Here is a 24,666-nt window from a genome sequence, read left to right on the forward strand (position 1 = left end):
TGGCTGCCGCTGATCTGGCGACCTCGCTGTGCCGCCTGCAGGGGGGGGCGCTGCTGGTTCTCGCCGGGCCCGGCAACAACGGCGGTGATGCGTTTGTCGCCGCCCGCCACCTGCGCGAACGTCGCTTTGCGGTGAGCATGGTCTTTGTCGGCGAATTCGGCCGTTTGCCGAAGGATGCCGCAGCCGCCTGCAAGCGCTTCATCGACGACGGCGGCAGCGTGCTCGAGAGCATTCCCTCCGGCCAGCGCTGGGCGCTGATCATCGATGGCCTTTTCGGGATCGGTCTGCAGCGCCCGATTGGCGGTTTCCATGGCGAACTCGTTCTGACGGCCAATGCCCTTGCCGCACGCGACCGCTGCCCGTTGCTCGCCCTGGACTGTCCGAGCGGTCTCGACGCCGATACCGGAAAACTCTGCGGCGCGACGATTCGTGCCAGTCATACCCTCACTTTCATCGCCGCCAAACCGGGGCTGTTCACTGCCGATGGCCCGGACCACTGCGGCTCGATTTCGGTCGCCACGCTCGACCTGGACGCCGAGCGGCTGGTAAGTGCGACGGCACGGACGATCGGCACCGACCTGTTCGTCGATTGCCTGCGCCCGCGTGCCAAAAACAGCCACAAGGGCAGCCATGGCAGTGCCGGCATTCTCGGTGGTGCGAGCAGCATGGTCGGCGCCGTTTTTCTCGCCGGTCGGGCAGCGCTGCGGCTCGGCAGTGGGCGCGTCTATCTCGGCCTGCTCGATCGGCAGGCGCCAGCGATCGACCCGCTGCAGCCGGAACTGATGCTTCGTCAGCCGGACGCGCTGCTCGCCGCCGGTCTCAGCGCGCTTGCCTGCGGGCCGGGCATGGGGAGTAGCGACGAAGCCATCGCGCTGCTCGAACGCGCCAGTTCGCTCGACATTCCGCTCGTGCTCGATGCTGACGCGCTGAATCTGCTGGCCGGCGAAAACCGTTTGCAGCAGGCGGTGCTGGCGCGGCATGCGCCGACGCTGCTGACGCCACATCCGACCGAGGCGGCCCGTCTGCTGGGCTACGACACCACTTTCGTCCAGTCCGACCGTGCTGGCGCTGCGCTGGCAATTGCCGCGCGCTACCAGGCCATGGTGGTGCTGAAGGGCTGCGGCAGCGTCATCGCCACGCCTGCCGGCCACTGGTTCGTGAACACCAGCGGCAATCCCGGTCTTGCGACTGCCGGCAGCGGTGACGTGCTCAGCGGTTTCGTCGTGGCGCTTCTGGCGCAAGGCTGGCCAGCACTCGAAGCCCTGCTGGCGGCGGTGCATCTGCACGGCGCCGCCGCCGATGAACGCGTCGCCAGCGGCTGCGGGCCAGTCGGCTTGACCGCCGGCGAACTCATCGACAGCGCGCGGGCCGGTTTCAACCGCTGGGTGGCAAACGGCCGATAGGCCATCGGCCAGGCCGTCTTGAACAGCGCCGCAGTCGCAGCCTCTTGTGACCCTCTTGACCGAGTTCGAAATAGCGCTTCTGGGCGCTGCTGTCCTTGAGTGAAAGGGTCATGCTTGACACAATTCTGCCGGGCACTGACGGCAACGGCGTGGCAGGAATTCCCGGAACTTCTGTTACCTTTACGATTTTGTGAATCGAGGAGAGACCAGAAATGGACGGATCACAAACGCTTGCAGGTTTTCGTGCGAAGTTCCGGGTTGACGAGTTGCTGGTTGCAAAAACTCCTGCCTGGTCGTGGTCGGTGCGACCTGGCCAGGCGACCCTGGGCTGCGGCGTCCTGTCGCTGAATCGTCATGCGGCGCAATTTTCGGAGGTTACAGCCGCAGAAATGGCCGATCTCTCCGGTTTGCTCGGGAAACTCGAGAGAGCCGTGCAGTCGGCTTTCGGCTACGATCGCATCAACTACCTGATGCTGATGATGGTCGATCACCAGGTGCATTTTCATGTCATTCCCCGTTACGCAGCCAGTCGCCAGTTTGCCGGGCTGGAATGGGTCGATCCGGGCTGGCCGGCTTTCCCGGCGCTGACCGAACAGCAGCACGATCGGCAGGCAGACATCCTCGCGCTGATCCACCAGGAACTGCAGGCGGCCTGTACCGATTGACTGCGCGTTGCCGGCTGGATACACATTGATTGCCATTTCATCCGCTATTGCCGTTTCATCCGATCCGCATCGCCCAGCTTGCCGATGACATGGTTTCGCACTGCACCAAACCTCACTGTACCGAACACATCCGGCCCAATGGCTGCCGGGGCATGCCAGTATGCAAGGACAGGCAGGCGGTCAAGCGACACTTTTCTGAGCGAGTTTGCCGATGAGCCCTTTCATTCTGACCCGGAATTCAGTCCATGGCGTGACGACATGGGGCGTCGGCCTGCTCGTCGCCGGCGTCGTCTGGCTGGCAATCTATAGCCACCTGACCCAGTTTGCCGATGCCGTGATCGCTGCTCTGGGCCTCGCCCACGGCACGCATCTGGGCGAGGCACTGCATTTCTTCTTCTACGACACGCCGAAGGTGTTGCTGCTGCTTACCGGCATCGTCTTTCTGATGGGCGTGATCCAGACCTTCTTCTCGCCCGAACGCACCCGGGCGATGCTTTCGGGCAAGCGGGCCGGCGTCGGCAATGTCCTGGCGGCGACGCTCGGCATCGTCACGCCGTTCTGTTCGTGCTCGGCAGTGCCACTTTTCATCGGTTTTCTCTCGGCTGGCGTACCGCTCGGCGTGACCTTTTCCTTCCTGATTTCGGCGCCGATGGTCAATGAGGTGGCGCTGGCACTGCTGTTCGGGATGTTCGGCTGGAAAGTCGCCGCGCTGTATCTCGGCCTGGGATTGCTGGTGGCCATTGTGGCCGGCCTGGTGATCGGCAAGCTGAAGATGGAACCTTACCTGGAGGACTGGGTACAGGGCGTTCTTGCCGGAACGGCGCCGGAACTTGCCGGCGAGCGTTTGACCTGGGTCGACCGCTTCCGGGCGGGCTGGCGTCACGTCAAGGAAATCGTCGGCAAGGTCTGGCCATACATCCTGGTCGGTATCGCCATTGGTGCCGTGATTCACGGCTACGTGCCAGAGGATTTCATGGCATCGCTGATGGGCAAGGAAGCGCCCTGGTGGTCACTGCCGGCAGTGGTCGCGCTCGGTATACCGATGTATACCAACGCGGCCGGGGTGATCCCGATCGTCGAGGCACTGATCGGCAAGGGGGCCGCTCTCGGCACCGTGCTCGCGTTCATGATGAGCGTCATCGCGTTGTCGCTGCCCGAAATGATCATCCTGCGCAAGGTGCTGCGCATGCGCCTGATCGTCACTTTCGCCGGCGTCGTCGCTGGTGGCATCCTGCTGGTGGGCTACGTCTTCAATCTCGTGCTGTAGAAGACTGCTCATTCGCCCTCTTCGTCGCCTTGCCGGTGACGGGGAGGATTGCATTCAACATGTTTTCAAGAGATTCCGGAAAGATCCTCATGAGAGAAATCAAGGTACTCGGCACCGGCTGCGCCAACTGTCGCAGCACGGTCAGATTGATCGAGGAAGTCGCTGCAGAAAAGGGCGTGGCCATCAGGCTGACCAAGGTCGAGGATCTGCGCGAGATCATGCGCTACGGCGTGATGTCCACCCCCGGTGTGGTGGTCGACGGCCAGGTGGTTCACGCCGGGGGCATCCCGGATCGCGCCAGGATTGCCGCCTGGCTATAGGAAGCCAGGCGGCGGGAAGGTCAGCCGGTTTCGCTGGCGAAGAAGCGTTTCTGGAACCACAGCGAGACATTGACGAGAGCGATCATCACCGGCACTTCGACCAGCGGTCCGATGACGGCTGCGAAGGCGGCGCCGGAATCGATCCCATAAACGGCCACCGCGACGGCGATCGCCAGTTCGAAGTTGTTGCTTGCCGCGGTGAATGACAGGGTCGCACATTTCTGGTAGCCGGCCCCGACCTTCCGGCTGAGGTAAAACGAGAGTACGAACATCAGCACGAAGTAGATCAGCAAGGGGATGGCGATGCGTACCACATCCAGCGGAATGGTCACGATCAGCGTGCCCTTGAGGCTGAACATGACGACGATGGTGAACAACAAGGCGCCGAGCGTGATCGGGTTGATCCTGGGAACGAAACGTTCCTGATACCACTGCTTCGAGACGAAGCGCAGCATGATCACCCGCGTCAGGAGGCCGGCGACGCAGGGAAGACCGAGGTAGATCAGGACGCTCTCGGCGATCTGCCCGATCGAGATATTCACCACCGAACCGGAGAGCCCGAACAGTGGCGGCAGCACGGTGACGAACAGCCAGGCATAGACGCTGTAGAAGAGCACCTGAAAGATCGAGTTGAAGGCCACCAGGCCGGCAGCATATTCGGTCGAGCCACTGGCGATCTCGTTCCAGACAATCACCATCGCGATGCAGCGCGCCAGGCCGATCAGGATCAGCCCGACCATGTACTCGGGCTTGTCAGGCAGGAAGATGATTGCCAGCGCAAACATCAGGAGCGGCCCGATGAGCCAGTTCTGAATCAGCGAGAGGCCGAGCACCTTGCGGTCGGCGAACACATCCGGGAGATCCTCATAGCGCACCTTGGCGAAAGGCGGGTACATCATCAGGATCAGCCCGAGCGCGATCGGAAGGTTGGTCGTGCCGACCTGGAAGGAATTGATGAGGTCCTCGATCCCGGGAAGGAAGAACCCCAGGCCGACGCCAAGCGCCATGGCCGCAAAGATCCAGACGGTCAGATAGCGGTCAAGGACCTTGAGTTTGTTCGTGGCAGTGCGCATTTGAGACCTTCGTTCAGGTGAAACAATGGCTGATGCCTGCATGGCTTGATGGTGTGCAGGTTTCGGGACGCCCGTCGCGATTGCCGGCTACAAGATGAAGCGGGTGTCGGTTCAAAGAGGGAGTTTACTTGTTTCTATAATTCCAGCATTATAGAACGGTTTCGCACATTCAGATCGTCCGCTCGCAGGGAATCCAGTCGAGCACCACCCATCATTCGGAGGAACAGGAAATGACTGTCAAGGTTGGCATCAATGGTTTTGGTCGTATCGGCAGGCTGGCGCTGCGCGCCGCGTGGGACTACCCGGAACTGGAGTTCGTGCATATCAACGAAGCGAACGGACCGGTGGAGTCGGCAGCACACCTTCTTGAATTCGATTCGGTTCATGGCCGCTGGCGGCACGATGTCGGGAGCAGCAACGGGCGGATGCTGATCGATGGAAAATCGATCAGCTACAGCACCGCCAGGGACGTTGCCGGCGGACCGTGGCGCGACGCCGGAGTGGACATCGTTCTCGAAGCCAGCGGCAAGTGGCGCACCGTCGATGAACTATCACCCTATCTGGCGGCGGGAGTGAGGAAAGTGATCGTCGCGGCGCCGGTCAAAGGCGGCGACACACTGAACATCGTCATGGGTGTCAACGACCATCTCTACGACCCGGCGCAGAACCACATCGTCACCGCGGCCTCGTGCACCACCAACTGTCTGGCGCCGGTGGTCAAGGTCGTTCATGAGGCGATCGGCATTTCGCACGGCATGATCACGACCATCCACAGCTCGACCAACACCCAGAGCGTGCATGATCAGATGCACAAGGATCTGCGCCGCGCGCGCGCTTCGAGCCTGTCGCTGGTGCCGACGACGACCGGCTCGGCGACTGCGATCGCGCTGATCTTCCCGGAATTGAAAGGCAAGCTCGATGGGCACGCGGTGCGCGTGCCGCTGCTCAACGCGTCGATCACCGACTGTGTTTTCGAGATGCAGCGCCCGACCAGTGTCGAGGAGGTCAATGGCCTGCTCAAGGCGGCTGCCGAGGGCGCTCTGAAGGGCATTCTCGGCTACGAGGAACGGCCACTGGTTTCCATGGACTACTGCGGCGATCCGCGCTCGTCGATCGTCGATGCGGCGCACACCCTGGTAATCAACGGCACGCTGGTCAAGATCTACGCCTGGTACGACAACGAGTGGGGCTACGCCAATCGTTACGTCGAACTGGCGCGCAAGCTGGCCGCTTCGCTGTAATCACTGTCATTACACGCCCATGGATTCCGTGTCGATCGGGACCGTCGCCACCAGCCAGGCGATGGTCACTGCGCACGGTTTCCCCTCCGGAGGACGACGATGAGCGATCCATCCACAGCCAGGAACCCTGCTGCAGGTACCGGCCTGCGCAACTACATCCTGGTGACCGCAGCCTACTGGTCCGACACCGTGACCGACGGCGCCACCCGCATGCTGGTGCTTTTCTACTTCTACAGCCTGGGCTACACGCCTTTTGCCGTCGCTTCGCTGTTCATCTTCTATGAAGTCTTCGGCATCCTGACCAATCTCTTCGGTGGCTACATCGGCGCCCGCTTCGGCCTCAAGACGACCTTGTTCATCGGGCTGGGCACGCAACTCGTGGCACTGTCGATGCTCGCCTTCGCGCCACAGGGCTGGCTGGTGGTCGCCTACGTCATGGTCTCGCAGGCCTTGAGCGGCATTGCCAAGGACATGACCAAGATGAGTTCGAAGAGCGCGGTCAAGCTGATCGTTCCAGAGAATGCCTCGGCGACCCTGTATCGCTGGGTTTCGATCCTGACCGGGTCGAAGAACGCATTGAAGGGCGTCGGCTTTTTCCTGGGCGGTCTGTTGCTGACCCTGGTCGATTTCCAGACCGCACTCATGCTGCTCGTGGCGCTGGTCGGGGGGACGCTGATCCTGGCCGCGCTGCTGATGCGCGGGGGCCTTGGTCAGGCCAACAAGAAAGCAAAGTTCGGGCAGATGTTCTCGCGCAACGGCGCGGTCAACAAGCTTGCCGCAGCGCGCATCTTCCTTTTCGGTGCGCGCGACGTCTGGTTCGTCGTCGGCCTGCCGGTCTTTCTGTCGAGCGTGCTCGGCTGGACCTTCTGGCAGTCCGGCGGTTTTCTTGCGGTATGGGTGATCGGGTACGGCATCGTGCAGGCGGCGACTCCCGGCCTGCTGCGCAGCCGTGTCGAGGAACAGCACGAACCCGACGGACGGACGGCGACGATTCTCGCATTCGTCCTCGCCGTGCTGCCGGCGGGCATTGCCCTGAGCCTGAGTGCCGGGGTGGCGCCGAGCACCGTCGTGGTTGCCGGCCTGATTCTCTTTGGCGCCGTTTTTGCGCTGAACTCGGCGGTGCACTCCTATCTGATCCTGGCTTACACCGACAGTGACAAGGTGGCGATGAGCGTTGGTTTCTACTACATGGCCAACGCATCCGGTCGCCTGGCGGGAACGGTTCTTTCAGGTGCGCTCTATCAGTGGGGGCTGCAGAGCGGGCCAAGCAACGGCCTGATCGCCTGCCTGTGGGCGTCGACCGCTTTCGTGCTGGTGGCCGGCCTGTTGTCGCTGCTGCTACCACGCCACATCGGTCCGCGCAGCAAGCCGATCAAGCTCGACGACCTGGGCGAATAGTGTCGTATAGCGCGTAGCCGCTGCTCTACAAATCCGATCCGGGATGAGAAATCCGGGCGACAGCCATTGCGTCACGCGCGCCGATTGATGACAATGCGGGCGATGCCTCGGCAGGTCGTCCCCGGTGTCCCGGCAGAGCGGGAAAGAAATGTCCGACAGCCGTACAACCATGGCAGTGACCGGGCGTCTGCCGGCGACGGGTGCTGATTGTGGGGTGGGAGGTTGACATGCATCGTAGAGTCTTGGCCAGTGACCGATTGATAGCCGCCTTCCTGTTTGGCTGCGTGCTGTTCAATTACCCTGTGCTCTCTCTTTTCGATCGTCAGACGACGGTCTTTTCGATTCCCCTGGTCTATGCCTATATTTTCTTTGCCTGGGTCGTCGTCATTGCCGTCATGGCCTGGGCGGTCGAACGTCGCTTCAAATAGGCGGCGACGATGCTTGAAGCCCCGGTCGTCATCGCCATCTCGCTGATCTATCTCGGGCTCCTGTTTGCGGTCGCCTGGTGGGGCGACCAGCGTGCCGATCAGAAAAGGTCGCTGATCGCCAACCCGACCATCTACGCCCTGTCGATGGCCGTCTACTGTACGACCTGGACCTTCTACGGCAGTGTCGGGCGCGCGGCGGTGTCGGGAATCGGTTTCCTGCCGGTCTACCTGGGCCCGACACTGGTGATGGCGCTCGGCTGGTTCCTGCTGCTCAAGATGATCCGCATCGTCAAGGCCAACCGTATCACCTCGATTGCCGATTTCATTTCCTCGCGCTACGGCAAGAGCCATGTCCTGGGGGGGCTGGTGACGGTCATTGCCGTGCTCGGCATCATTCCGTACATTGCCTTGCAACTCAAGGCCGTCTCCAGCTCGGTCAGTCTCTTGCTCAGCTACCCGGAGATCGTCATGCCGAACCGCAGCGCGACGATGTCGGTGGCGGCCGACATCAGCTTCTACATTGCCCTGATCCTGGCGGCGTTCACGATTGTCTTCGGGACCCGCCATCTCGATGCCACCGAACGCCACGAAGGGATGGTCGCGGCGATCGCTCTGGAGTCCAGCGTCAAGCTGGTTGCTTTCCTGGCGGTCGGGGTGTACGTCACCTATGGCATGTACGAGGGTTTCGGCGACATCTTCGAACACATCAACGCCAGTCCGGAGCTGCAGCGCCTGGCGACGGCGATTCCCTCGGGCGGGGGCTACACGGGCTGGTTTTCGCTGATCGTGCTGTCGGCGATGGCGCTGCTCTTTCTGCCGCGCCAGTTCCAGGTCGCGGTTGTCGAGAATGTCAACGAGGCGCACCTGAAGCGGGCGGCGTGGCTCTTTCCCCTCTATTTGCTGCTGATCAACGTCTTTGTGCTGCCAATCGCGCTCGGCGGCCTGCTGCATTTTGCCGGGCAGGGCGTCGATGCCGACACCTTTGTGCTGACCCTGCCGATGTCACAGCGGCAGGAAGGTCTGACCCTGCTGGTCTTCATCGGGGGCCTTTCGGCCGCGACCGGGATGGTCATCGTCGAAACCATCGCCTTGTCGACGATGGCCTGCAACGACCTGGTGATGCCGCTGCTGATACGCCACCAGCGCGTTGCCCTCGATGAATCCAGGGACCTCTCGCGGCTGTTACTGGGCATCCGGCGTGGCGCCATCGTGGTCATCCTGCTGCTCGGCTACCTCTACTTCCGGCTGGCCGGTGAAGCTTACGCACTGGTGGCCATCGGTCTGATCAGTTTCTCGGCGGTTGCCCAGTTTGCACCGGCGATGATCGGCGGCATGTACTGGCGAGGAGGAACGCGCGACGGCGCTTTGGCGGGCCTGTCGGCGGGCTTTCTGGTCTGGGCCTATACCTTGCTGCTGCCGTCGTTTGCCAAGTCGGGCTGGTTGCCGGATGACTTCCTGACGCAGGGCCTGTTCGGGATCGAGTTGCTGCGTCCGCAGCAGTTGTTCGGTCTGACCGGTTTCGACGAGATTGCTCATTGCCTGTTCTGGAGTTTTCTGGCCAATATCGGCGCTTATGTCGGCTTCTCGCTGTTGCGACCTCCGACGGCGGCCGAAGCCACACAGGCGACGGTATTCGTCGATGCGCTGAAGGACGCCGGACCGGTGGGTGCAGCGCTGTGGCGGGGGCGCGCGAAAGTCAGTGATCTGCAGGAACTGGTGGCCCGCTTTCTCGGTCCGGCACGGGCGCAAGCGCTATTTACCGCCTATGCACGTCGCCGCGGCGTCGCCAGCGGGGTGATGCCCGAGGCCGATGCGCAACTCGTGCAGTTTGCCGAATCGCTCCTTGCCGGGGCGATCGGTAGCGCTTCGGCACGTGTGATGGTGGCCTCGGTGGCCAAGGAAGAGCCCTTGAGCATCGATGAGGTCATGCACATTCTCGACGAAGCCTCACAGTTGCGGACCTACAGCCGCGAACTCGAACGCAAGTCGCGTGAGCTGACGGCGGCCACGCTCGATCTGCAGGAAGCCAATGAGCGCTTGCAGGAGCTGGACCGCGTCAAGGACGACATCATGTCGTCGGTAACGCACGAACTGCGAACGCCGCTGACTTCGATCCGAGCCTTCTCGGAGTTGCTGCGCGACGATCCCAGGATGCACCTGGCCGATCGCGAGCGTTTTCTGGGTCTGATCGTCAGCGAGGCCGAGCGTTTGACGCGACTGATCAACCAGACCCTCGACCTGGCGAAGATCGAGTCAGGCAGGGCCGACTGGAACGGCTGTGAACTGAACCTGAAGGAGGTCATTGAGCAGTCGGTGGCTGCGACCAGTCAATTGTTTCGCGAGAAAGAAGCGCATGTCGAACTCGATCTGCCTGATAATCTGCCCTTGATTCTGGCCGACCGGGACCGTTTGATACAGGTCATGCTGAATTTGCTGTCCAATGCGGTAAAGTTCCTGGCGCCGGGCAGCGGTCGGGTTAAGGTGGTGCTGCGCCTGCTGACGGATGGACTGGAAGTCAGCGTCACTGACAACGGACCGGGAATACGACCGGAAGACCAGCAGTTGATTTTCGAGAAGTTCCGTCAGGTCGGCGACACGATGACTGCCAAGCCGTCAGGAACCGGGCTCGGGTTGCCGATCAGCCGGCGGATTGTCGAGCACTTCGGGGGGAAGCTGTGGGTGGAAAGCGTACCGGGGGAGGGGGCGACCTTCCGCTTTACCCTGCCTTTCGCACCCATTCAGGAGCAAGCGCTTGCGCAGGTTGCGGCAGCGTAGCGGATGGTGGCTATTGATGATCGGAGAGTAGATGAACAAGAAAATACTGATTGCCGACGACGAGCAAAACATTGTCATCTCGATCGAGTTTCTGCTGCGCCGCGAGGGTTTCGAGGTGCTGATCGCTGGCGATGGTGAGGAGGCTTTGGCGAAAGTGCGTGCCGAGCGACCGGATCTCGTGCTCCTTGACGTGATGATGCCAAGGATGAATGGTTTCGACGTTTGTCAGGCCCTGCGCGCCGACCCGGACCTGAGCGCGACGCGCATTTTGATGCTGACTGCCAAGGGACGTGACACCGAAGTCAGCAAGGGTCTCGGACTCGGTGCCGATGGTTATATGACCAAACCCTTCTCGACCAAGGAGTTGCTCGCCGAGGTGCGAAAGCTCCTCGGGATGTAGCCGGTGAAGCCCACGCGCAGACTGCTCCTCGCGGCGCTGGCCGTCAGTCTGTTTCTGTTGGCCTTGATGGCTGCGACCGCACTCGTGATGCTGGCCAGCGAGGCTGGCGCCAGCGGCGGCGGACGGACGTCCGAGGAAAGGATCGTCGTCCTGTTGGTGCTGCTGCTTGCCGCCTGTGCCTGCAGTTTCGGGGTGATTTATCGTTGGTACGAACGCTATGTCAACGCCCCCTTGCGGATGGCCGAAGAGCTGGCTACGGCGCTGGCGCACAGTGGTTTGCGACTGGGGGAGTACCCGGCGAGCGAACTGCAGGTGCTTGGCAAGGTGGTGAACCAATTGCTTGCGCTGCGCGAAGCTCGTGAGCAAGATGTTGCCGAACGCGTGCGTGAGGCCCGCGCATCGCTCGAGGAGGAACGCAGCCGTCTGGCTGCGCTGATGGCCGATCTGAGTCAGAGTGTCGTGGTCTGTAACCTTGACGGCCGGGTATTGCTCTATAACCAGCGGGCCAAACAGGAACTCTCGACTGCCGCCGACGGCAGTCATGCCGAATTGCTGGGCCTCGGACGTTCGATCTATACGGTCTTTGAACGCGCACTCATCGGACATGCATTGGAACGTCTGCAGCAGGCGAGCCGGGAAGGAAACAACGGGGACGACAAGAAACTGGTCGGGTCAGTGCAGTTTGTCACCGCGACCCATACCGGGCGGCTGCTGCGCGCGCATATGTCGCCGGTACTGGGGGAGGAAGGCCCGCACCACGCGCGCGTCGGAAGATTTTCAATTACCGGTTTCGTACTCGTTCTGGAGGACGTCACCAGTACCAACGAGCGGCATGCGCGACGCGATGTGCTGATCCAGTCGCTGGTCGAGGGCGGGCGCGGACCGCTGGGCAGTATTCGTGCCGCCGGCGAAATGCTCTCCGACTTTCCCGACATGCCGAGCCAGCAGCGCGATCGTTTCCTGCGTGTCATCCGCGACGAGGCAGGCGCTCTGACTGCGCAGTTCGAGAAAGCGGCGAGTGCCTTCTCGAATGATTTGCGTGAGCGCTGGTTGCTCGAGGAAATCCTGGGCGCCGAACTGCTGGCCGTGGCCGCGCGCCGCATCGGCGAGCGACGTTCGAATGAGCGTCGCGCGCTGGCTGTCAAGTCCGAAAACGTCGATGAAAACCTGTGGCTGCGCGTTGACAGTTTTGGGTTGCTGCAAGCCCTTCGCTACCTGGCCTTGCGCCTGCAGGACGAGTATGAGGTGCGCGAGGTGCGGCTGTCGCTGACCCGCAGCGGATCGTTGGCGCAGTTCGATCTGTCCTGGCTCGGAACCTTCATGAACAATGAAACGGCCATGAGCTGGCTGCAGGATCCGATGGCTGTCGCCGGGGAATCGTCACCGCTCAGCGTCACCGATGTGATCGAACGCTGCAACGGCGACATCTGGTTTCAGCGCGAAAGGGTTTCACATCGCGCCTTTTTCCGGACCATGTTGCCGGTTGCCGAAGCGCCGAAGGATCTGCCGCGCGTGATTGTCCCGGCGCCGGAGGGCGAGCGCCCGGAATTCTACGATTTCGATATCTTCCTCTGGTCGGCCATCAGCCATGAACTCGATGATCAGCCGCTCGCGGATCTGTCCTACACGATTTTCGATACCGAAACGACCGGCCTGCAGCCTTCCCAGGGCGACGAGATCATCCAGATCGGTGCGACACGCATCGTCAATCGCCGGTTGTTGCGCCAGGAGTGTTTCGACCAGTTGGTAGACCCGCGACATTCGCTGTCGTCGCAGTCGGTGGCTGTCCACGGCATCACCCCGGAACTGCTCATCGGGCAGCCGTTCATCGAAGTCGTCCTGCCAAAGTTTCATGCCTTTTGTGCCGATACGGTCCTCGTCGGTCACAACGCCGCTTTCGACATGCGTTTCCTGCAATTGAAGGAGAGGCAAACGGGGGTGCGTTTCGAGCAACCGGTGCTCGATACCCTGTTGCTCTCGGCCGTACTGTATCCCAATCAGACGACGCATCGTCTCGAGGCCATTGCCGAGCGCCTGGGGGTATCGGTATTCGGACGCCACACGGCCCTCGGCGACGCCATCGTAACCGGCGAAGTCTTTCTGAAGATGCTGCCCTTGCTCGCCGAGATGGGTATCACGACCTTGCGGCAGGCACGTGAGGCCAGTCAGAGGACTTACCATGCTCGACTCAAGTACTGAGCAGACCAAGCGCGCTGCACCCTTCTCGCCGTACGTTGCCCTGCGTCATCTGGTACATGCGCAGCAGCTCACCGTCGGGCCGGCGGCGAGCATCCGTGAGACTTTGCTGTTGCTCGACCGGATGCGCGTCGATGCGGTCGTCGTGGTCGATGCAGGCAGTCGTGTGCCGCTGGGAATCGTGACTCTGCTCGACGTGGTTCGCCGGATCGGGATCGAGGGTTGCGACCTGCAGGCGCCGATTGCCACGGTGATGACCAGTGGTCTGATTACCGTGCCGGCCGATGGTACGGCACACCAGGCCAGCGTGGTGATGGTGCGTCGCGGCGTGCGCCATCTGGTACTCACCGAAGCCGATGGCAGTTACTTCAACCTCGTCTCGCAGACCGATCTTTACAGGTTGCCGGGTGCGCAGCATACCGACCTGGTGCAATCGATCCTGGCGGCGCGCGATATCCGGACTCTGGCGGTTCTGGCTGGCGAAATACGGGCCTTCGTTGCCCGCCTCGTGGCCGAGCGGGTGAGTGCCGATGCGCTCTGTCATCGCATCTCTTCGCTCAATGATCTGTTGACCCTGCAGGTGATCGAACTCGTCGCCGGCCAGTTTGATTTGCCTTACGTACCCTGGTGCTGGCTGGTATTCGGTTCCGAGGGACGACTTGAGCAGACGCTGGCTACCGACCAGGACAATGGGCTGATCTTCGAGGCGGCATCTGACACCGAAGCGGCAAGCCTGCGTGCAGCCTTTCTACCCTTCGCGCGAGCGGTCAATGAAGCCCTCGACACCTGTGGATTTCCCTTGTGCAAGGGCAACATCATGGCCGGCAATCCGCAGTGGTGTCTGTCCATCGACGAGTGGCGAACGGCTTTCCTGACCTGGTTGAGTACGCCGCAACCAGAAGCGCTGCTCAATTCAAGCATCTTTTTCGACCTGCGTGGCCTTTATGGACAGGAATCCCTGGTCAATGACCTGCGCAAGTGGCTGCTGTCGAACGCCTCCAGCTACCCCATTTTTCTGCGTGCCATGGTTGAGAACACCATGAACTGGGACTCGCCACTCAACTGGTGGAAAGGTTTTCGCTATGATCGGGACAAGGATTTTCCGCACACCATCGATCTGAAGAAGCACGGATCGCGGCCTTTCGTTGACGCTGCGCGGATCTACGCGCTGGCCATGCAGATACCCGATACCAATACGGTCGAGCGCCTGCGCGTCAGCGGCGAACAGGGCGGCATGGCTGCCGACGAACTGGCTGCGCTGATTGACGCCTTTCATCACATTCAGCGTCTCAGACTGGAGCATCAGGTGAACGGCAGCGTCGCCGCGGTTTCCAACCGCGTCAATCCCGATGAACTGCACGAACTCGATCGCCTGATCCTGAAGGAATCGCTCAAACAGGTCCAGCATCTGCAAAAGCGGCTGACTCGCCAGTATCTTTCGGCGTAGTCCGTTCAGGGCGTCATCGCTTCACCGCTATGGGTGGACTACGGGATTACGATGTCCTGGATCTGCCACATATGAGGGCGGTTTCAAGATCGAAGTGCAACAAGTGGATGATAGTGACGTTCGAAGCTGAAGTGGTTTGGCATGAAGAGTTCGGCGGGGCCCTTCCAGCCGAGGCTTTTGCGAGGCCGAGAGTTGAGTTGCCAAGCGACGGCATCGAGTGGAGCCGGCGAGAAGCCGGACAGGTCGGAGCCTTTCGGGAAATACGGGCGCAACAGGCCGTTGGTGTTCTCGTTGATGCCGCGCTGCCAAGGGCGGTGCGGATCGGCGAAATAGACGGCGACGCCGGTCAGTTCGGCAAGGCGTTCGTGCTGGGCCATTTCGCGACCTGGATCGTAGGTCCTGGAAAGGCGGCGCTGAGCCTCGATCCGGTTGAGAACCGCGCTGAATCCGGCGACAGCGGCTTCGGCGGAGGCATTTTCCCTCTTGGCCTGGGTCACGAATAGCGTGGTGCGCTCGACCCAGGGGCCGATGGCGGAGGCGTTGCGGGCACCTTGGATGAGATCGCCCTCCCCGCCGGGAACAAGGCGTTCCTCGACCTCGAGGGGCCGGTCATGAAGGCTCGTGATGTTGGGGAGGGTTTCGCGACGATCCGTGCCGCGAGTACGCGGACGCCGCGTCTTGCGCGACTGGCGCAGGCAGGCGCGATCCGCTCGCTACGGAGTTCGCCGCGTGGCCTGGCGTCGATGGCCGGGTAGATCGTCTCGTGACGGGCCTGGAGCGTCGGGCGGTCGGGAGGCATGCGGGCGAGTCTGCCGGCAATCTGCTCCGGCGAGTGGCGCTGGCGCAACAGGTCTTCCACGATGGGCCCAAGCGGTCCGTCAGTCGCCAAATGCGACGGGCAGCGAGGCCTCACCGCGAGCTGGCGCGCTCGCCTATCAGCGGCGGCAGCCCGATAGCCGCCCGCTACAGGCGGACGCCCGCGCTTTATCGGCCTGGCGCCCGGACAGGTCCAGCCATTGCGCGCCAACTCCCGTATGACGGTGCTCGGCGAGCGCTGCACTGCTCAAGCCCCAACTGAATCATCGTCCGCTTCTCGATGCTGAGGGGTTCGTATTTCTTTCCCATCGCAACACATGACCTCCTCATGTGTTGCACTTCAGATTACTGTGAAAGTCGCGTACGCGACTCACGAACCTCCCCTCCCCCTCGCGGGAGAGGGAAACGGTCATGACTTTCATGATCAAGGGTGCCTGAAAAAGTCATGACCGTTAGAGCAACTTCCTCGCACCAGATGGCGAACTGCGATGCCGCTCGCGCGTAAGTCTTGCGGGTGTTCGGGTTGCGAATGTTGGCGGTGAAGAACTCGACAAAGCGGCGGCTGGCATCGGCAGTCGGCGAGAACAGTGCCGGAAGGGAGACTGCGGCATTGGGTACGGTGGTAACGATCGAGCGCACCATGCGATCAGCCTCCCAGGAAACCGAGCGCGTCACGCGCCGTCAAGATGCGGGTGCCTTGATGACTTGAGAAGCTCAGCAGGTCCCTTTTATCACCGGTCACGAGAAAGTCGGCCTGGCCAGCCTGGGCCATCGCCAAGAGAAAATTGTCGTAAGGGTCAGGCGAAACATCGACCGTCGACAAATGGTCGATGACGGTTGCCAGGTGGCGGAGGTTGTTGACGAGGCGTCCGGCCTCGGCCTGGTGAATGCGGAAACGAATGCCTTCCCGACGCGTGACCCGGCGAATTTCTTCAATCTGCAGTTCGGAAGTAAGCAGCGTGAAGTGGCCGTCGCGCCATGCCTCATAAAGCTTGTCGGGTGATGTTCCGCGAGAGATCAGGGCTGCGATCAAGATGTTGGTGTCAAGAATGACGCGCATCCCAACTACAACGCCTTCGAGGAAGTCGGCCACATCTCGCTGCGAACGGTAGCGCAGGCCTCGTCGATCGCTGCCTGGAGATCATCAGCGTCCAGGTCAGCATTGCGCGCTTTGACGCCTTGCACCGCCTGGTCGAACATCCGCCAGCGGACGGCATCCTCGATGAACTTCGAGAGGTCGCCCTTGCGCATGCCTTGGGCACCCAGAAAGGCTCGCAAGGCAAGATCAGTCTCTCGCGAAAGGGTAACGGTCAGACGGGTGGTCTCTTCGTTGGGCATCTTTTCACCTCGGCTAATAAACATCTATCCTCTTAACAATTTAGCATTTTGTATGCTTGGCCGTACGAGTGTTCAAGCTCCCTGCCCAGTTCGCGAGAGTGTTCTTCATGCGCAACAGGCTGTTCGGGAGGTTCCGCAGCTCTCCATCCATGACGGCTTCGCGCTCGCTCTTGCCGAAAGTCACCCCAGCTGCATATCGGCAGGATCAGCCGCGGCGCGAACTCGCGGCCATTCCAGACCGGTTTCATCACCGACCGGTTGACGCCGAGGAGGGCGACTTCGGGGGGCATTGATGATCGGCGAGAAACAGGTGCCGCCGATGCCGCCCAGGCTGGAAAGGGTGAAGCAGGCACAGGATATTTCGCCGGGTGTCAGCTTGCCGTCGCGCGCCTTTTTGGCGAGTCCGCCGCTTTCGACGGCAGTTGGAGCGAAATCCGTCAGCGACTACTGAAAGGGTTGAGCATTTTCACGCCCGAACGCTCGACATCGCGCGTATTTCGGGTGACCAGCACGAGATCATGAACCAGCGCAGTGGCGGCGAGCAAGCCATCGGCGATGGGGAACGGATCAGGAATCCCCAGATGACCCCAACGATCAGCGACTTCCTGGCAAACGGTCATGACTTTTCCAGGCACCCCCCAATCATGAAAGTCATGACCGTTTCCCTCTCCCCCAACCCCTCCACCGCGAGGGGGGAGGGGAGGTTCGTGAGTCGCGTACGCGACTTTCACAGTAATGGGCAGGAGACGATTGCCCACCGAGGTACGCAGCATCGTCAGCCAACCCTCCAAGCGCGCTGCCGCGATGGGGTCACGTCGACGCAGCAACTCCGCTCCCCGGCGGATCTCGCCCAGGACGATCACGGAAATGTGGATATCGGTGGAAGAAATGCTCGCGTACCAAGCCTGCACGCCCGGGTCGCCGCGCTCACCCTTGCGCAGTTCGGCCAGGACATTGGTGTCAATCAGGAATCCCACGCCATCTCTCCACGCCCGTAGTCCGGTTGTCTGGCGAAATCCGCGTCCTCACCGACGTTTGGCATGGCGGCAAGCAGACACTTCAAGTCTCCAGTCGCCTCGCTTGCCGGTGGATCCTGGAGCAGGAGAATGACTTCAAGGCGCTTGTGCCGAAGCGATTCAGGAACAGCGATCGATATCGGTGCGTCTTCATAGAACTGTCGAATCACTTCCATCGCTGATTGATCCTCCCAGGTAGAGGCAAGTAAGGGGTATGCCACAGGGTAAGGCTCGATCGGTTTGCCGAATCAACGCTCCGCTGTCTTGGGGTCAGGTCGGGCACTTGATCATCCACAAGAACCGTTGACGCGGCTAGGCAGGATTTCCGCCCCCATCGAGCCCACTTACCGCCCGGCTGACCGTCGAGTAGTGTACTCGGAAATGCGCCGCGATCTCCTGCATGGAATACGCTCCGGTCAGAAAGGCACGCGCCATGGCCTCGCGGCGCAGCGGGTACGTCGCAGCGAACTCGGTGAGCGGCTTGGCCAACACCCGCCGCTGCGCACGGGGCACCTCGCGCAATTTGTCCACGGGCTTCCAGGCACCCAAGCGTTGCTCGACAAAGCGCTCGCTACCGAGAAGGATCTGATGGCGAAGCCCCTGCCAGAGGCTCGGTTGTCCGATTCCCTCGACGACGAAGGCTGCGTAGCCGGCCTGCGCCTGAGCGCGCTCGTCGCCGAACTGGCCCAGGAGCCAATCGGTCTCCAGCCATTCCGGTGTCGGTGCCGCTGCGACCATCGCGCGGTAACTGCTCCATGACCAGTCGTCCGGCCGCGCCACCATTCCCGCCCTGACTGGGTTGAGTACAACGTAGCGCGCGAGTTCCAGCAGGTAGGTTTCACGTTCGACCAGAATTGCCTTGAAGCGCCCCTGAAACAGATGCCCGACCAGCGCATGGCGGCGGTTGAATTGCTGCGTATAGACACCGTTCAACTGCCGCATCCCTTGCGAGAGGTTGGCGTCAGGCGTCTCCAACACCATATGGAAATGGTTGGTCATCTGGCACCAGGCATGACAACGCCAATTGAAGCGTGCGCAGGCCTGGCCGAGGACAGCCAGCCACCCTGCGCGATCTTCGTCGCTCCGGTAAATAGCCTCCCGGCGGTCGCCACGCGAGGTGACGTGGTACAGACCACCGGCAAGCTCGATGCGTAGGGGTCTTGCCATAGGGTGAGGTTTAGGCTTTACATTGCTGGATTGCAAGACCTGATAATCATCTAGCCGGCTCCCGAACCGCGGCGCTACAGTCTAAATTGGGAATCACAGACTGACCACCGCAGAAGAGGAGCCGAAATGAAACTGTATGCTGCAATTGACCTTCATTCCAACAATAGCGTGTTGGTGATTCTGAACGAGGCAGATCGAATGGTACTGCAGAGGCGCTTGCCGAACGACCTGGAGCGAATTTGCGAGGCGCTTGGCCCCCATGGCAAGGAGATCGAGGGCATTGCCGTGGAATCGACGTACAACGGGTACTGGCTGGTTGATGGATTGATGGACGCTGGTTACCGGGTGCACCTGGTGAATACGGCGGCGGTCAAGCAGTACGAGGGCCTGAAGTACAAGGAAGACGTGGACGATGCCCGTTGGCTGGCGCACTTGTTGCGTTTGGGCATCCTGCCAGTAGGATACATTTACCCGAAGGAAGCGCGGGGTGTGCGGGATCTGATGCGCAAGCGCAACCAGTTGGTGGGGCAGAGATCACGGCAGATTTTGAGCATCGAGAACATGCTGAGCCGCGACACGGGAGGGCGCGCGAGCGCCAACGAGATCAAGCGCTGGCAGGAAACGGATGTCGATCAACTGGCTCTGGCAGAAAGCAGCCGTTTGGCCGTGAAAAGCAACGTGGCGGTGATGCACTGCCTGAATGAACAGATCCCAAGGCTGGAAGCGGAGATCCTGAGAAAGGCGAAGCTACGCCCGGACTACCAGGGGCTGCTGACGGTGAGCGGGGTGGGCAAAGTGCTCGCACTGACCATTGCGCTCGAGACCGGTGAAGTGAGCCGCTTTGCCACGGTGGGGGATTTTTCATCGTACTGCCGCTGTGTCGGCAGTGAGCATCGGTCGAACGGCAAGAAGAAAGGGAACGGCAACGTCAAGAACGGCAACCAGTACCTGGCGTGGGCCTTTGTCGAAACGGCGAATTTCGCCGTGCGTTACGAGCCGGCGGTCAAGCGCTTCTATCAACGCAAGTGTGCCAAGACGATGCCCGTGGTGGCGATCAAGGCGGTGGCGCACAAACTGGCGCGGGCCTGTGACCACGTGATGCGCGATCGGGTGCCGTTTGACGTCCAGCGTGCGTTTGCCTGAAAGAAGGGAGCGGGGGCGGTGAGCCAGACACGGGGTTGGCTGATAACCATCAGACTTGATTGGGCCACCGTCCTCCTCTCCGCCAGACCGGAGGCCGGCAGGGTCTGTCAGGTGGCAAAGCCGAAGTGCGCGGCTTTGCCACCTGACATCAGCCTAAATCACCGTCGGGCGTCAAGGGTGCGCTCCGCCGGGCTGCAAAACGCGCAGCCCGCCCTTGACACAGGAGAAGTGATCGCGAGAACACAGGTTTTGAAAAGGCAAAAGGCTTGACCAGTTCGCCTCTGCCGCGAGCCAACCGGGGTTGGTGCCCGCCGCCATCGTGACGGGCAACCCTAGATTTGTCATCGGCAAACAGGCCGAACGACTTGGACACGTGCAGAGCACTGACGGTTTTCTGGGGCCGCAACCGCGGCCAGGGGCGCAGCCCGGGTGAACACCCGGACGACCGCCTTGATCCTGATGGGTGACTGGTGCGGACTGGTTCCGACACCGCAAGAACGAAAACCAGGGCGCGAACGCCGGGCTGATGATGCCAAGAGCGGAGTAGCTCACGAATGTATCGCCGCTGCATCGCGAGAGGTTTTTTTAACCTATTGACAGGGGCCGGCTAATGGGTGACCCCGCGCTCGTGCCTGACCCCGCGCTCGTGCCGAGTCTGTGCGGCTGCCTCAACGACCCGGACTGGTGGGCCAATGCCTGGGGCGATGCCTGGTCAAGCCTTGCAATCCAGCACGATCGCCGCCACCCCTATCACCCTACCGCTCCCCATTCGGTAGCCAGATTTCATCGAGGACTTCCGTTGCCATCGCCCATGGGCAATGGCGTGGGAGCTTGTCTATCCCGATGCCCGTCTCGGCACTGGCCAGATCGCAGGCGCTTCTATTTGTGTAAGCGATTGCCCTGCGATTTGCCTGATTTTCGCAAAGATGGTGTAAGCTCGCAGTCATGTTGACCCAAGAGCGCATCCTGGAATTGCTTCGCGATCAATCCACCTATCTTGCAAGCGAATTCGGCATCCGCAAGATGGCGCTCTTTGGTTCATTCGCTAAAGGGCAACCCCACGCAGCCAGCGACATCGACCTTATCGTGGAATTTGAACGGCCGATCGGGCTTCGCTTCGTCGTTCTGATGGACTACCTCGAACAACTCCTGGGGCGAAAGGTGGATGTCCTCACCCCTACTGGCCTGGAGAACATTCGCAGAAAAGCCGTTGCGGACAGCATCGCCGAGAGCCTCCTCCATGTCTGAGCGGGCCGATGTGGAGTGGGTCAGTGACATTCAAGAGGCGATTCAGCGAATCTCGATCTATGTGGCGAATCAGTCATACGAAGCCTTCAGCACGGACATCAAGACGCAAGATGCCGTCATCCGAAATATCGAAGTCATCGGCGAGGCCGCCAAAAGTGTCTCAGAGAAGCTGCGTGTCGAGAATGCGAACATCCCATGGAAAAGTATGGCAGGGATGCGCGATCGCTTGATTCATCGCTATTTCGGCATCAATCTCGATATTGTTTGGCAGGTGGTTTCTATCGAACTGCCGTTGCTGGCTGCGGAAATGGGAAAGATCATCGAGAACTGCGGAGACCACGTCCATGAGCCTCGTGGCTGAAAGCAGGTGAATCGATAGAGCCACGAAACGGACGTGGTGGCCTGGGCCAGCGAGCAGGCCCGACTGATTCGTGCCGGGCGTTTCGATCTGCTGGACCGGGAACATATCGCCGAGGAGATCGAAGACGTGGGCAAGAGCGAACAGCGCGAGCTGGCCACCCGCATGGCGGTCCTCCTGGCCCATCTCCTCAAGTGGCAGCACCAGCCCGAGCGCCGAGGTGCCAGTTGGGAAGTGACGATCAGCAGTCAGCGACAGAGAATGGTTCGTCGCCTGGGCAAGGCACCGACTCTGCGCGGCTGCCTCAACGACCCGGACTGGTGGGCCGATGCCTGGGGCGATGCCTGCGATCTGGCCAGTGCCGAGACAGGTATCGGAATGGACAAGCTCCCACGCCATTGCCCATGGGCGATGGCAACGGAAGCCCTCGATGAAAGCTGGCTACCGAATGGGTAGCGGTAGTGCTATGGGTGATCGGGGTAGTGGCGATCGTGCTGGATTGGGTGAGTAGCGGCGGGAATCCCGGTCACCCGGTACGTCCCACCGCCCTCGCAGAACCGGACTTGGAGCGTTACCCCATCCGGCTCCCAGCTCAAGTCATCCACAGTGGTTTGGGGTAGAGATTGTGCTGGATGCGTAGAGACGGCATCCAGCCTGATAGGATTTTACCGAACCGGTCCCACGCTACACTTCGCCTTTGACTGCGTTGGTTCAGCCGCCTAAACAGCAAGCGGCTAATCCGGTAGGCATAGGTGCGGATACTGCGGGCATTGCCACTGACTGCATAGTACGCAAGATGCCCTCGCAGGTGTCGCTTGGCATAGTCCATCATGGCGCGACCGCCTTTGACCCGTAACGCCGATAGGCGGTCGCTGACTTCCTTCAATTTAAGTGTAGCGTGGGACCGGTTCGGTAAAATCCTATCAGGCTGGATGCCGTCTCTACGCATCCAGCACAATCTCTACCCCAAACCACTGTGGATGACTTGAGCTGGGAGCCGGATGGGGTAACGCTCCAAGTCCGGTTCTGCGAGGGCGGTGGGACGTACCGGGTGACCGGGATTCCCGCCGCTACTCACCCATTGACGCATTCCAATTCTCGCGAAGTGGTCAGAACACGCTCTTGTTCAGGCTATAATCTGGCTATCCAGAATCCGGAGAGACTCCCATGAGAACCGTTGCCGTCTTCGAGGCCAAGAACCGGTTGTCCGAATTGCTCAATGCAGTTGAGCGCGGCGAAGAAGTCACCATTACCCGTCATGGCAATCCAGTGGCCCGGATCGTTTCCGTGAACGCTGCCACTTCCACCGACGGCGGCCAATCGGCGCGCGTATCCGCCGCCATCACCCGCTTGCGCACCTTGGGCAGCGGCGCCACATTGGGTACCACTCTGGTGGAGGCCATCGCGAAAGGGCGGGATTGATGCCGTTCGTCCTCGATAATTCGGTGGTTACGGGCTGGTACATCGGCGATCAGGCGTCCGACTACACCGATGCCATCGCGGCCCGACTGGAAACAGATCGGGCGATCGTTCCCGCCATTTGGCAACTGGAGTTCACCAACATTCTGAGAACAGCGTGCATGAAGGGCAAAATGAGCGTCGATGCCGCGCGCCAGATCGTGGATGTCGTCACATCGTTGCCGATCGACGTTGATCACGCAACGCCAGGACCACGGCAACTCCTCGAACTTGCTATTCGCTGCAACCTGAGCAGTTACGATGCGGCCTATCTGGAACTGGCTTTGCGCCACGCGTTACCACTGGCCAGTCGGGACAACGATCTGCGGAATGCCGCTCTGGCGGAGGGTGTCGGATTGCTGTAGGGAGAGTCAATTCATAGTCCGGCACCGCGAGTTGCACATCCACACTCCCGTGTCACCCAGAAGGGGCCCATCGAGTCGAAGGATGTCGTCACCATGCTGGGCAAATACCATGTCTTTCTGTTTCCGACGCTGGGCGAGAACTTCGGGCACGTCATTCTCGAAGCCATGACTGCTGGTTGTGCGATCCTGATCAGCGATGCCACCCCCTGGCGAGGCTTGCAGGAAAAGGGGTACGGCTGGGAGCTCCCGCTTTCTCGGCCAGAATCCTTTGTCGCAGCCCTGAACGAAGCCGTCCGCTGGGACGCGGCAAGATTCGCGGAAGTGTCAGCAGCGGCTCGAACTGCCGCCGCGGCATACCTGGAACATGCTGGAAACGTCGAGGCGAATCGAAACATGTTCGCCGCCATGGTGAATTTGTCCTCAGATTCCGGGCCACTGCCGCGACCATGACGATCCAGGAATTGCGGGACAAACGCCGGGACTTCGTCCAGGCCGTCCAGAACGCTGTCACCGAAGATCTAACGGTCATGACTTTTCCAGGCACCCCCGATCATGAAAGCCATGACCGTTTCCCTCTCCCCCGACCCCTCCCCCGCGAGGGGGGAGGGGAGATAACTGATCGTCAAATATCAGCAGAACCCGCTGCGCGCGGCGCGCGTGCTCGCACACCTGCACGCGGCGGCCCATGACTGCATTTGCCTCTTGTTTTCTTCCCAACTGGATTGCATCATGTTCATCGTGAGTTCCTCGTATCAATGGGCCGAAGGCGTTCGCTTCTCACGTCGGCCTTCCTCCCGGTGAATGTCGTAGGAACTCACTTTTCTCCTTCTTTCCGCATTAAGCAAGCCTTCTTGGGGGCACTCCGTGCGGGAGACGGGTTACACCCGTCCGCCACCCCCGGGCAGGGCAATCGCATGAATGCCATCGTCGTAGACCCTCGAAAATAATCGTTTACCCTCAGGAGGTTACGCAGGGGCTGTTCACAGCCCTCTGATTTGTGTAGTTTTCTGTCTTTTGGGGGATTTCCATGGAGGCAGAAGAGAGGTTTCGGCTGGTAGACGTGTGGGTTGGGGTGCGCGACCCACGGCAGGCGAAGAAGGTCGAGCACGATCTGGTGGACTTGCTGGTGGTGGCCGTCTGCGCG

At 61.1% G+C, this 24,666-nt stretch carries 26 protein-coding genes and 1 pseudogene; 18 read left to right on the forward strand and 9 right to left on the reverse strand.

Annotated elements, in window-relative coordinates:
- The 4 genes from V5B39_RS15750 to V5B39_RS15765 form a co-directional block, all read left to right on the forward strand.
- Positions 1-1,403 (forward strand): NAD(P)H-hydrate dehydratase (locus V5B39_RS15750; RefSeq protein WP_332343818.1); only part of this gene is annotated, 1,403 nt, incomplete at its 5' end.
- A 212-nt stretch (positions 1,404-1,615) separates the two neighbouring features.
- The gene (locus V5B39_RS15755) at positions 1,616-2,068 is read left to right on the forward strand and encodes an HIT family protein (RefSeq protein ID WP_332343819.1); all 453 of its coding nucleotides are present in this window, start codon (positions 1,616-1,618) and stop codon (positions 2,066-2,068) included.
- Between the two features lie 211 nt (positions 2,069-2,279).
- The gene (locus V5B39_RS15760) at positions 2,280-3,335 is read left to right on the forward strand and encodes a permease (protein WP_332343820.1); all 1,056 of its coding nucleotides are present in this window, start codon (positions 2,280-2,282) and stop codon (positions 3,333-3,335) included.
- Between the two features lie 89 nt (positions 3,336-3,424).
- Positions 3,425-3,655, forward strand: a complete 231-nt coding sequence (locus V5B39_RS15765) for a thioredoxin family protein (protein WP_332343821.1) — start codon at positions 3,425-3,427, stop codon at positions 3,653-3,655.
- 20 nt (positions 3,656-3,675) lie between these two features.
- Here the strand turns inward: V5B39_RS15765 and arsB are convergent, their stop codons facing one another.
- Positions 3,676-4,728 (reverse strand): ACR3 family arsenite efflux transporter, encoded by a 1,053-nt coding sequence (arsB, locus tag V5B39_RS15770; RefSeq protein WP_332343822.1) that lies wholly within the window; start codon positions 4,726-4,728, stop codon positions 3,676-3,678.
- A 230-nt stretch (positions 4,729-4,958) separates the two neighbouring features.
- Between arsB and V5B39_RS15775 the strand changes: the two genes are divergently transcribed.
- The 7 genes from V5B39_RS15775 to V5B39_RS15805 all read left to right on the forward strand — a co-directional run bounded on the left by V5B39_RS15775 (position 4,959) and on the right by V5B39_RS15805 (position 14,613).
- Complete coding sequence (locus tag V5B39_RS15775; protein WP_332343823.1) at positions 4,959-5,969, forward strand: ArsJ-associated glyceraldehyde-3-phosphate dehydrogenase; 1,011 nt, start codon at positions 4,959-4,961, stop codon at positions 5,967-5,969.
- A gap of 99 nt (positions 5,970-6,068) precedes the next feature.
- Entirely contained in the window at positions 6,069-7,367 is a 1,299-nt protein-coding gene (gene arsJ, locus V5B39_RS15780) for an organoarsenical effux MFS transporter ArsJ (protein WP_332343824.1), read from the forward strand.
- 227 nt (positions 7,368-7,594) lie between these two features.
- On the forward strand, positions 7,595-7,795 hold the full coding sequence (locus V5B39_RS15785) for a hypothetical protein (protein WP_332343825.1): 201 nt from the start codon (positions 7,595-7,597) through the stop codon (positions 7,793-7,795).
- Between the two features lie 9 nt (positions 7,796-7,804).
- Positions 7,805-10,570, forward strand: coding sequence for a sensor histidine kinase (locus V5B39_RS15790; RefSeq protein WP_332343826.1), 2,766 nt, complete (start codon positions 7,805-7,807; stop codon positions 10,568-10,570).
- 31 nt (positions 10,571-10,601) lie between these two features.
- Complete coding sequence (locus V5B39_RS15795; RefSeq protein WP_332343827.1) at positions 10,602-10,970, forward strand: response regulator transcription factor; 369 nt, start codon at positions 10,602-10,604, stop codon at positions 10,968-10,970.
- Between the two features lie 3 nt (positions 10,971-10,973).
- Positions 10,974-13,169, forward strand: coding sequence for a 3'-5' exonuclease (locus tag V5B39_RS15800; protein WP_332343828.1), 2,196 nt, complete (start codon positions 10,974-10,976; stop codon positions 13,167-13,169).
- Positions 13,150-14,613: a DUF294 nucleotidyltransferase-like domain-containing protein gene (locus tag V5B39_RS15805; RefSeq protein WP_332343829.1), complete on the forward strand. Its 1,464-nt coding sequence runs from the start codon at positions 13,150-13,152 to the stop codon at positions 14,611-14,613. The genes V5B39_RS15800 and V5B39_RS15805 overlap by 20 nt, the downstream gene beginning before the upstream one ends.
- Positions 14,614-14,696: 83 nt before the next feature.
- On the opposite strand, the gene V5B39_RS15810 is transcribed toward V5B39_RS15805, so the two are convergent.
- The 8 genes and pseudogenes from V5B39_RS15810 to V5B39_RS15845 form a co-directional block, all read right to left on the reverse strand.
- The gene (locus tag V5B39_RS15810; RefSeq protein WP_332343841.1) at positions 14,697-15,308 is read right to left on the reverse strand and encodes an IS30 family transposase; all 612 of its coding nucleotides are present in this window, start codon (positions 15,306-15,308) and stop codon (positions 14,697-14,699) included.
- Between the two features lie 466 nt (positions 15,309-15,774).
- Positions 15,775-16,071 carry a hypothetical protein gene (locus V5B39_RS15815; protein WP_332343830.1) on the reverse strand — a complete coding sequence of 99 codons (297 nt, stop codon included), beginning with the start codon at positions 16,069-16,071 and terminating at the stop codon, positions 15,775-15,777.
- 4 nt (positions 16,072-16,075) lie between these two features.
- Positions 16,076-16,522: a putative toxin-antitoxin system toxin component, PIN family gene (locus V5B39_RS15820; RefSeq protein WP_434735707.1), complete on the reverse strand. Its 447-nt coding sequence runs from the start codon at positions 16,520-16,522 to the stop codon at positions 16,076-16,078.
- Positions 16,495-16,791, reverse strand: a complete 297-nt coding sequence (locus V5B39_RS15825) for a ribbon-helix-helix domain-containing protein (protein ID WP_332343831.1) — start codon at positions 16,789-16,791, stop codon at positions 16,495-16,497. The genes V5B39_RS15820 and V5B39_RS15825 overlap by 28 nt, the downstream gene beginning before the upstream one ends.
- 149 nt (positions 16,792-16,940) lie before the next feature.
- Positions 16,941-17,211, reverse strand: a pseudogene (locus V5B39_RS15830) (2-oxo acid dehydrogenase subunit E2); the annotation flags it as partial.
- Positions 17,205-17,744 (reverse strand): type II toxin-antitoxin system VapC family toxin, encoded by a 540-nt coding sequence (locus tag V5B39_RS15835; protein ID WP_332343832.1) that lies wholly within the window; start codon positions 17,742-17,744, stop codon positions 17,205-17,207. The gene V5B39_RS15835 and the pseudogene V5B39_RS15830, both read right to left, overlap by 7 nt.
- Complete coding sequence (locus V5B39_RS15840) at positions 17,732-17,959, reverse strand: hypothetical protein (RefSeq protein ID WP_332343833.1); 228 nt, start codon at positions 17,957-17,959, stop codon at positions 17,732-17,734. The genes V5B39_RS15835 and V5B39_RS15840 overlap by 13 nt, the downstream gene beginning before the upstream one ends.
- A 136-nt stretch (positions 17,960-18,095) precedes the next feature.
- Positions 18,096-18,950: a transposase gene (locus V5B39_RS15845; RefSeq protein WP_332343834.1), complete on the reverse strand. Its 855-nt coding sequence runs from the start codon at positions 18,948-18,950 to the stop codon at positions 18,096-18,098.
- 126 nt (positions 18,951-19,076) lie between these two features.
- Between V5B39_RS15845 and V5B39_RS15850 the strand changes: the two genes are divergently transcribed.
- From V5B39_RS15850 to V5B39_RS15880, 7 genes are all read left to right on the forward strand, one after another.
- Positions 19,077-20,093 carry an IS110 family transposase gene (locus tag V5B39_RS15850; RefSeq protein ID WP_332343835.1) on the forward strand — a complete coding sequence of 339 codons (1,017 nt, stop codon included), beginning with the start codon at positions 19,077-19,079 and terminating at the stop codon, positions 20,091-20,093.
- A 945-nt stretch (positions 20,094-21,038) separates the two neighbouring features.
- A complete protein-coding gene (locus V5B39_RS15855; RefSeq protein WP_332343836.1) occupies positions 21,039-21,341 on the forward strand; it encodes a nucleotidyltransferase family protein in 303 nt (100 codons plus the stop codon).
- Complete coding sequence (locus tag V5B39_RS15860) at positions 21,334-21,702, forward strand: HepT-like ribonuclease domain-containing protein (RefSeq protein ID WP_332343837.1); 369 nt, start codon at positions 21,334-21,336, stop codon at positions 21,700-21,702. Before V5B39_RS15855 ends, V5B39_RS15860 begins: the two co-directional genes overlap by 8 nt.
- A gap of 33 nt (positions 21,703-21,735) precedes the next feature.
- The gene (locus V5B39_RS15865; protein ID WP_332343838.1) at positions 21,736-22,155 is read left to right on the forward strand and encodes a DUF29 domain-containing protein; all 420 of its coding nucleotides are present in this window, start codon (positions 21,736-21,738) and stop codon (positions 22,153-22,155) included.
- Positions 22,156-22,866: 711 nt separating this feature from the next.
- Positions 22,867-23,121, forward strand: a complete 255-nt coding sequence (locus V5B39_RS15870; protein WP_332343839.1) for a type II toxin-antitoxin system Phd/YefM family antitoxin — start codon at positions 22,867-22,869, stop codon at positions 23,119-23,121.
- Complete coding sequence (locus tag V5B39_RS15875; protein WP_332343840.1) at positions 23,121-23,522, forward strand: type II toxin-antitoxin system VapC family toxin; 402 nt, start codon at positions 23,121-23,123, stop codon at positions 23,520-23,522. The genes V5B39_RS15870 and V5B39_RS15875 overlap by 1 nt, the downstream gene beginning before the upstream one ends.
- A gap of 9 nt (positions 23,523-23,531) precedes the next feature.
- Positions 23,532-23,972, forward strand: coding sequence for a glycosyltransferase (locus tag V5B39_RS15880; protein WP_332343843.1), 441 nt, complete (start codon positions 23,532-23,534; stop codon positions 23,970-23,972).
- Positions 23,973-24,666 lie beyond the last annotated feature (694 nt).

It is taken from the genome of Accumulibacter sp. (assembly GCF_036625275.1).
GTDB lineage: Bacteria > Pseudomonadota > Gammaproteobacteria > Burkholderiales > Rhodocyclaceae > Accumulibacter.

Bases quoted from the DNA above. Each gene is read 5' to 3' on its own strand.
- V5B39_RS15815 (WP_332343830.1), bottom strand. From the start codon at position 16,071: ATGGTGCGCTCGATCGTTACCACCGTACCCAATGCCGCAGTCTCCCTT.
- V5B39_RS15755 (WP_332343819.1), top strand. From the start codon at position 1,616: ATGGACGGATCACAAACGCTTGCAGGTTTTCGTGCGAAGTTCCGGGTT.
- V5B39_RS15845 (WP_332343834.1), bottom strand. From the start codon at position 18,950: ATGGCAAGACCCCTACGCATCGAGCTTGCCGGTGGTCTGTACCACGTC.
- V5B39_RS15775 (WP_332343823.1), top strand. From the start codon at position 4,959: ATGACTGTCAAGGTTGGCATCAATGGTTTTGGTCGTATCGGCAGGCTG.
- arsB (WP_332343822.1), bottom strand. From the start codon at position 4,728: ATGCGCACTGCCACGAACAAACTCAAGGTCCTTGACCGCTATCTGACC.
- V5B39_RS15805 (WP_332343829.1), top strand. From the start codon at position 13,150: ATGCTCGACTCAAGTACTGAGCAGACCAAGCGCGCTGCACCCTTCTCG.
- V5B39_RS15785 (WP_332343825.1), top strand. From the start codon at position 7,595: ATGCATCGTAGAGTCTTGGCCAGTGACCGATTGATAGCCGCCTTCCTG.
- V5B39_RS15760 (WP_332343820.1), top strand. From the start codon at position 2,280: ATGAGCCCTTTCATTCTGACCCGGAATTCAGTCCATGGCGTGACGACA.
- V5B39_RS15790 (WP_332343826.1), top strand. From the start codon at position 7,805: ATGCTTGAAGCCCCGGTCGTCATCGCCATCTCGCTGATCTATCTCGGG.
- V5B39_RS15765 (WP_332343821.1), top strand. From the start codon at position 3,425: ATGAGAGAAATCAAGGTACTCGGCACCGGCTGCGCCAACTGTCGCAGC.
- V5B39_RS15860 (WP_332343837.1), top strand. From the start codon at position 21,334: ATGTCTGAGCGGGCCGATGTGGAGTGGGTCAGTGACATTCAAGAGGCG.
- V5B39_RS15855 (WP_332343836.1), top strand. From the start codon at position 21,039: ATGTTGACCCAAGAGCGCATCCTGGAATTGCTTCGCGATCAATCCACC.
- V5B39_RS15840 (WP_332343833.1), bottom strand. From the start codon at position 17,959: ATGGAAGTGATTCGACAGTTCTATGAAGACGCACCGATATCGATCGCT.
- V5B39_RS15850 (WP_332343835.1), top strand. From the start codon at position 19,077: ATGAAACTGTATGCTGCAATTGACCTTCATTCCAACAATAGCGTGTTG.
- V5B39_RS15795 (WP_332343827.1), top strand. From the start codon at position 10,602: ATGAACAAGAAAATACTGATTGCCGACGACGAGCAAAACATTGTCATC.
- V5B39_RS15875 (WP_332343840.1), top strand. From the start codon at position 23,121: ATGCCGTTCGTCCTCGATAATTCGGTGGTTACGGGCTGGTACATCGGC.
- V5B39_RS15870 (WP_332343839.1), top strand. From the start codon at position 22,867: ATGAGAACCGTTGCCGTCTTCGAGGCCAAGAACCGGTTGTCCGAATTG.
- arsJ (WP_332343824.1), top strand. From the start codon at position 6,069: ATGAGCGATCCATCCACAGCCAGGAACCCTGCTGCAGGTACCGGCCTG.
- V5B39_RS15825 (WP_332343831.1), bottom strand. From the start codon at position 16,791: ATGTTTATTAGCCGAGGTGAAAAGATGCCCAACGAAGAGACCACCCGT.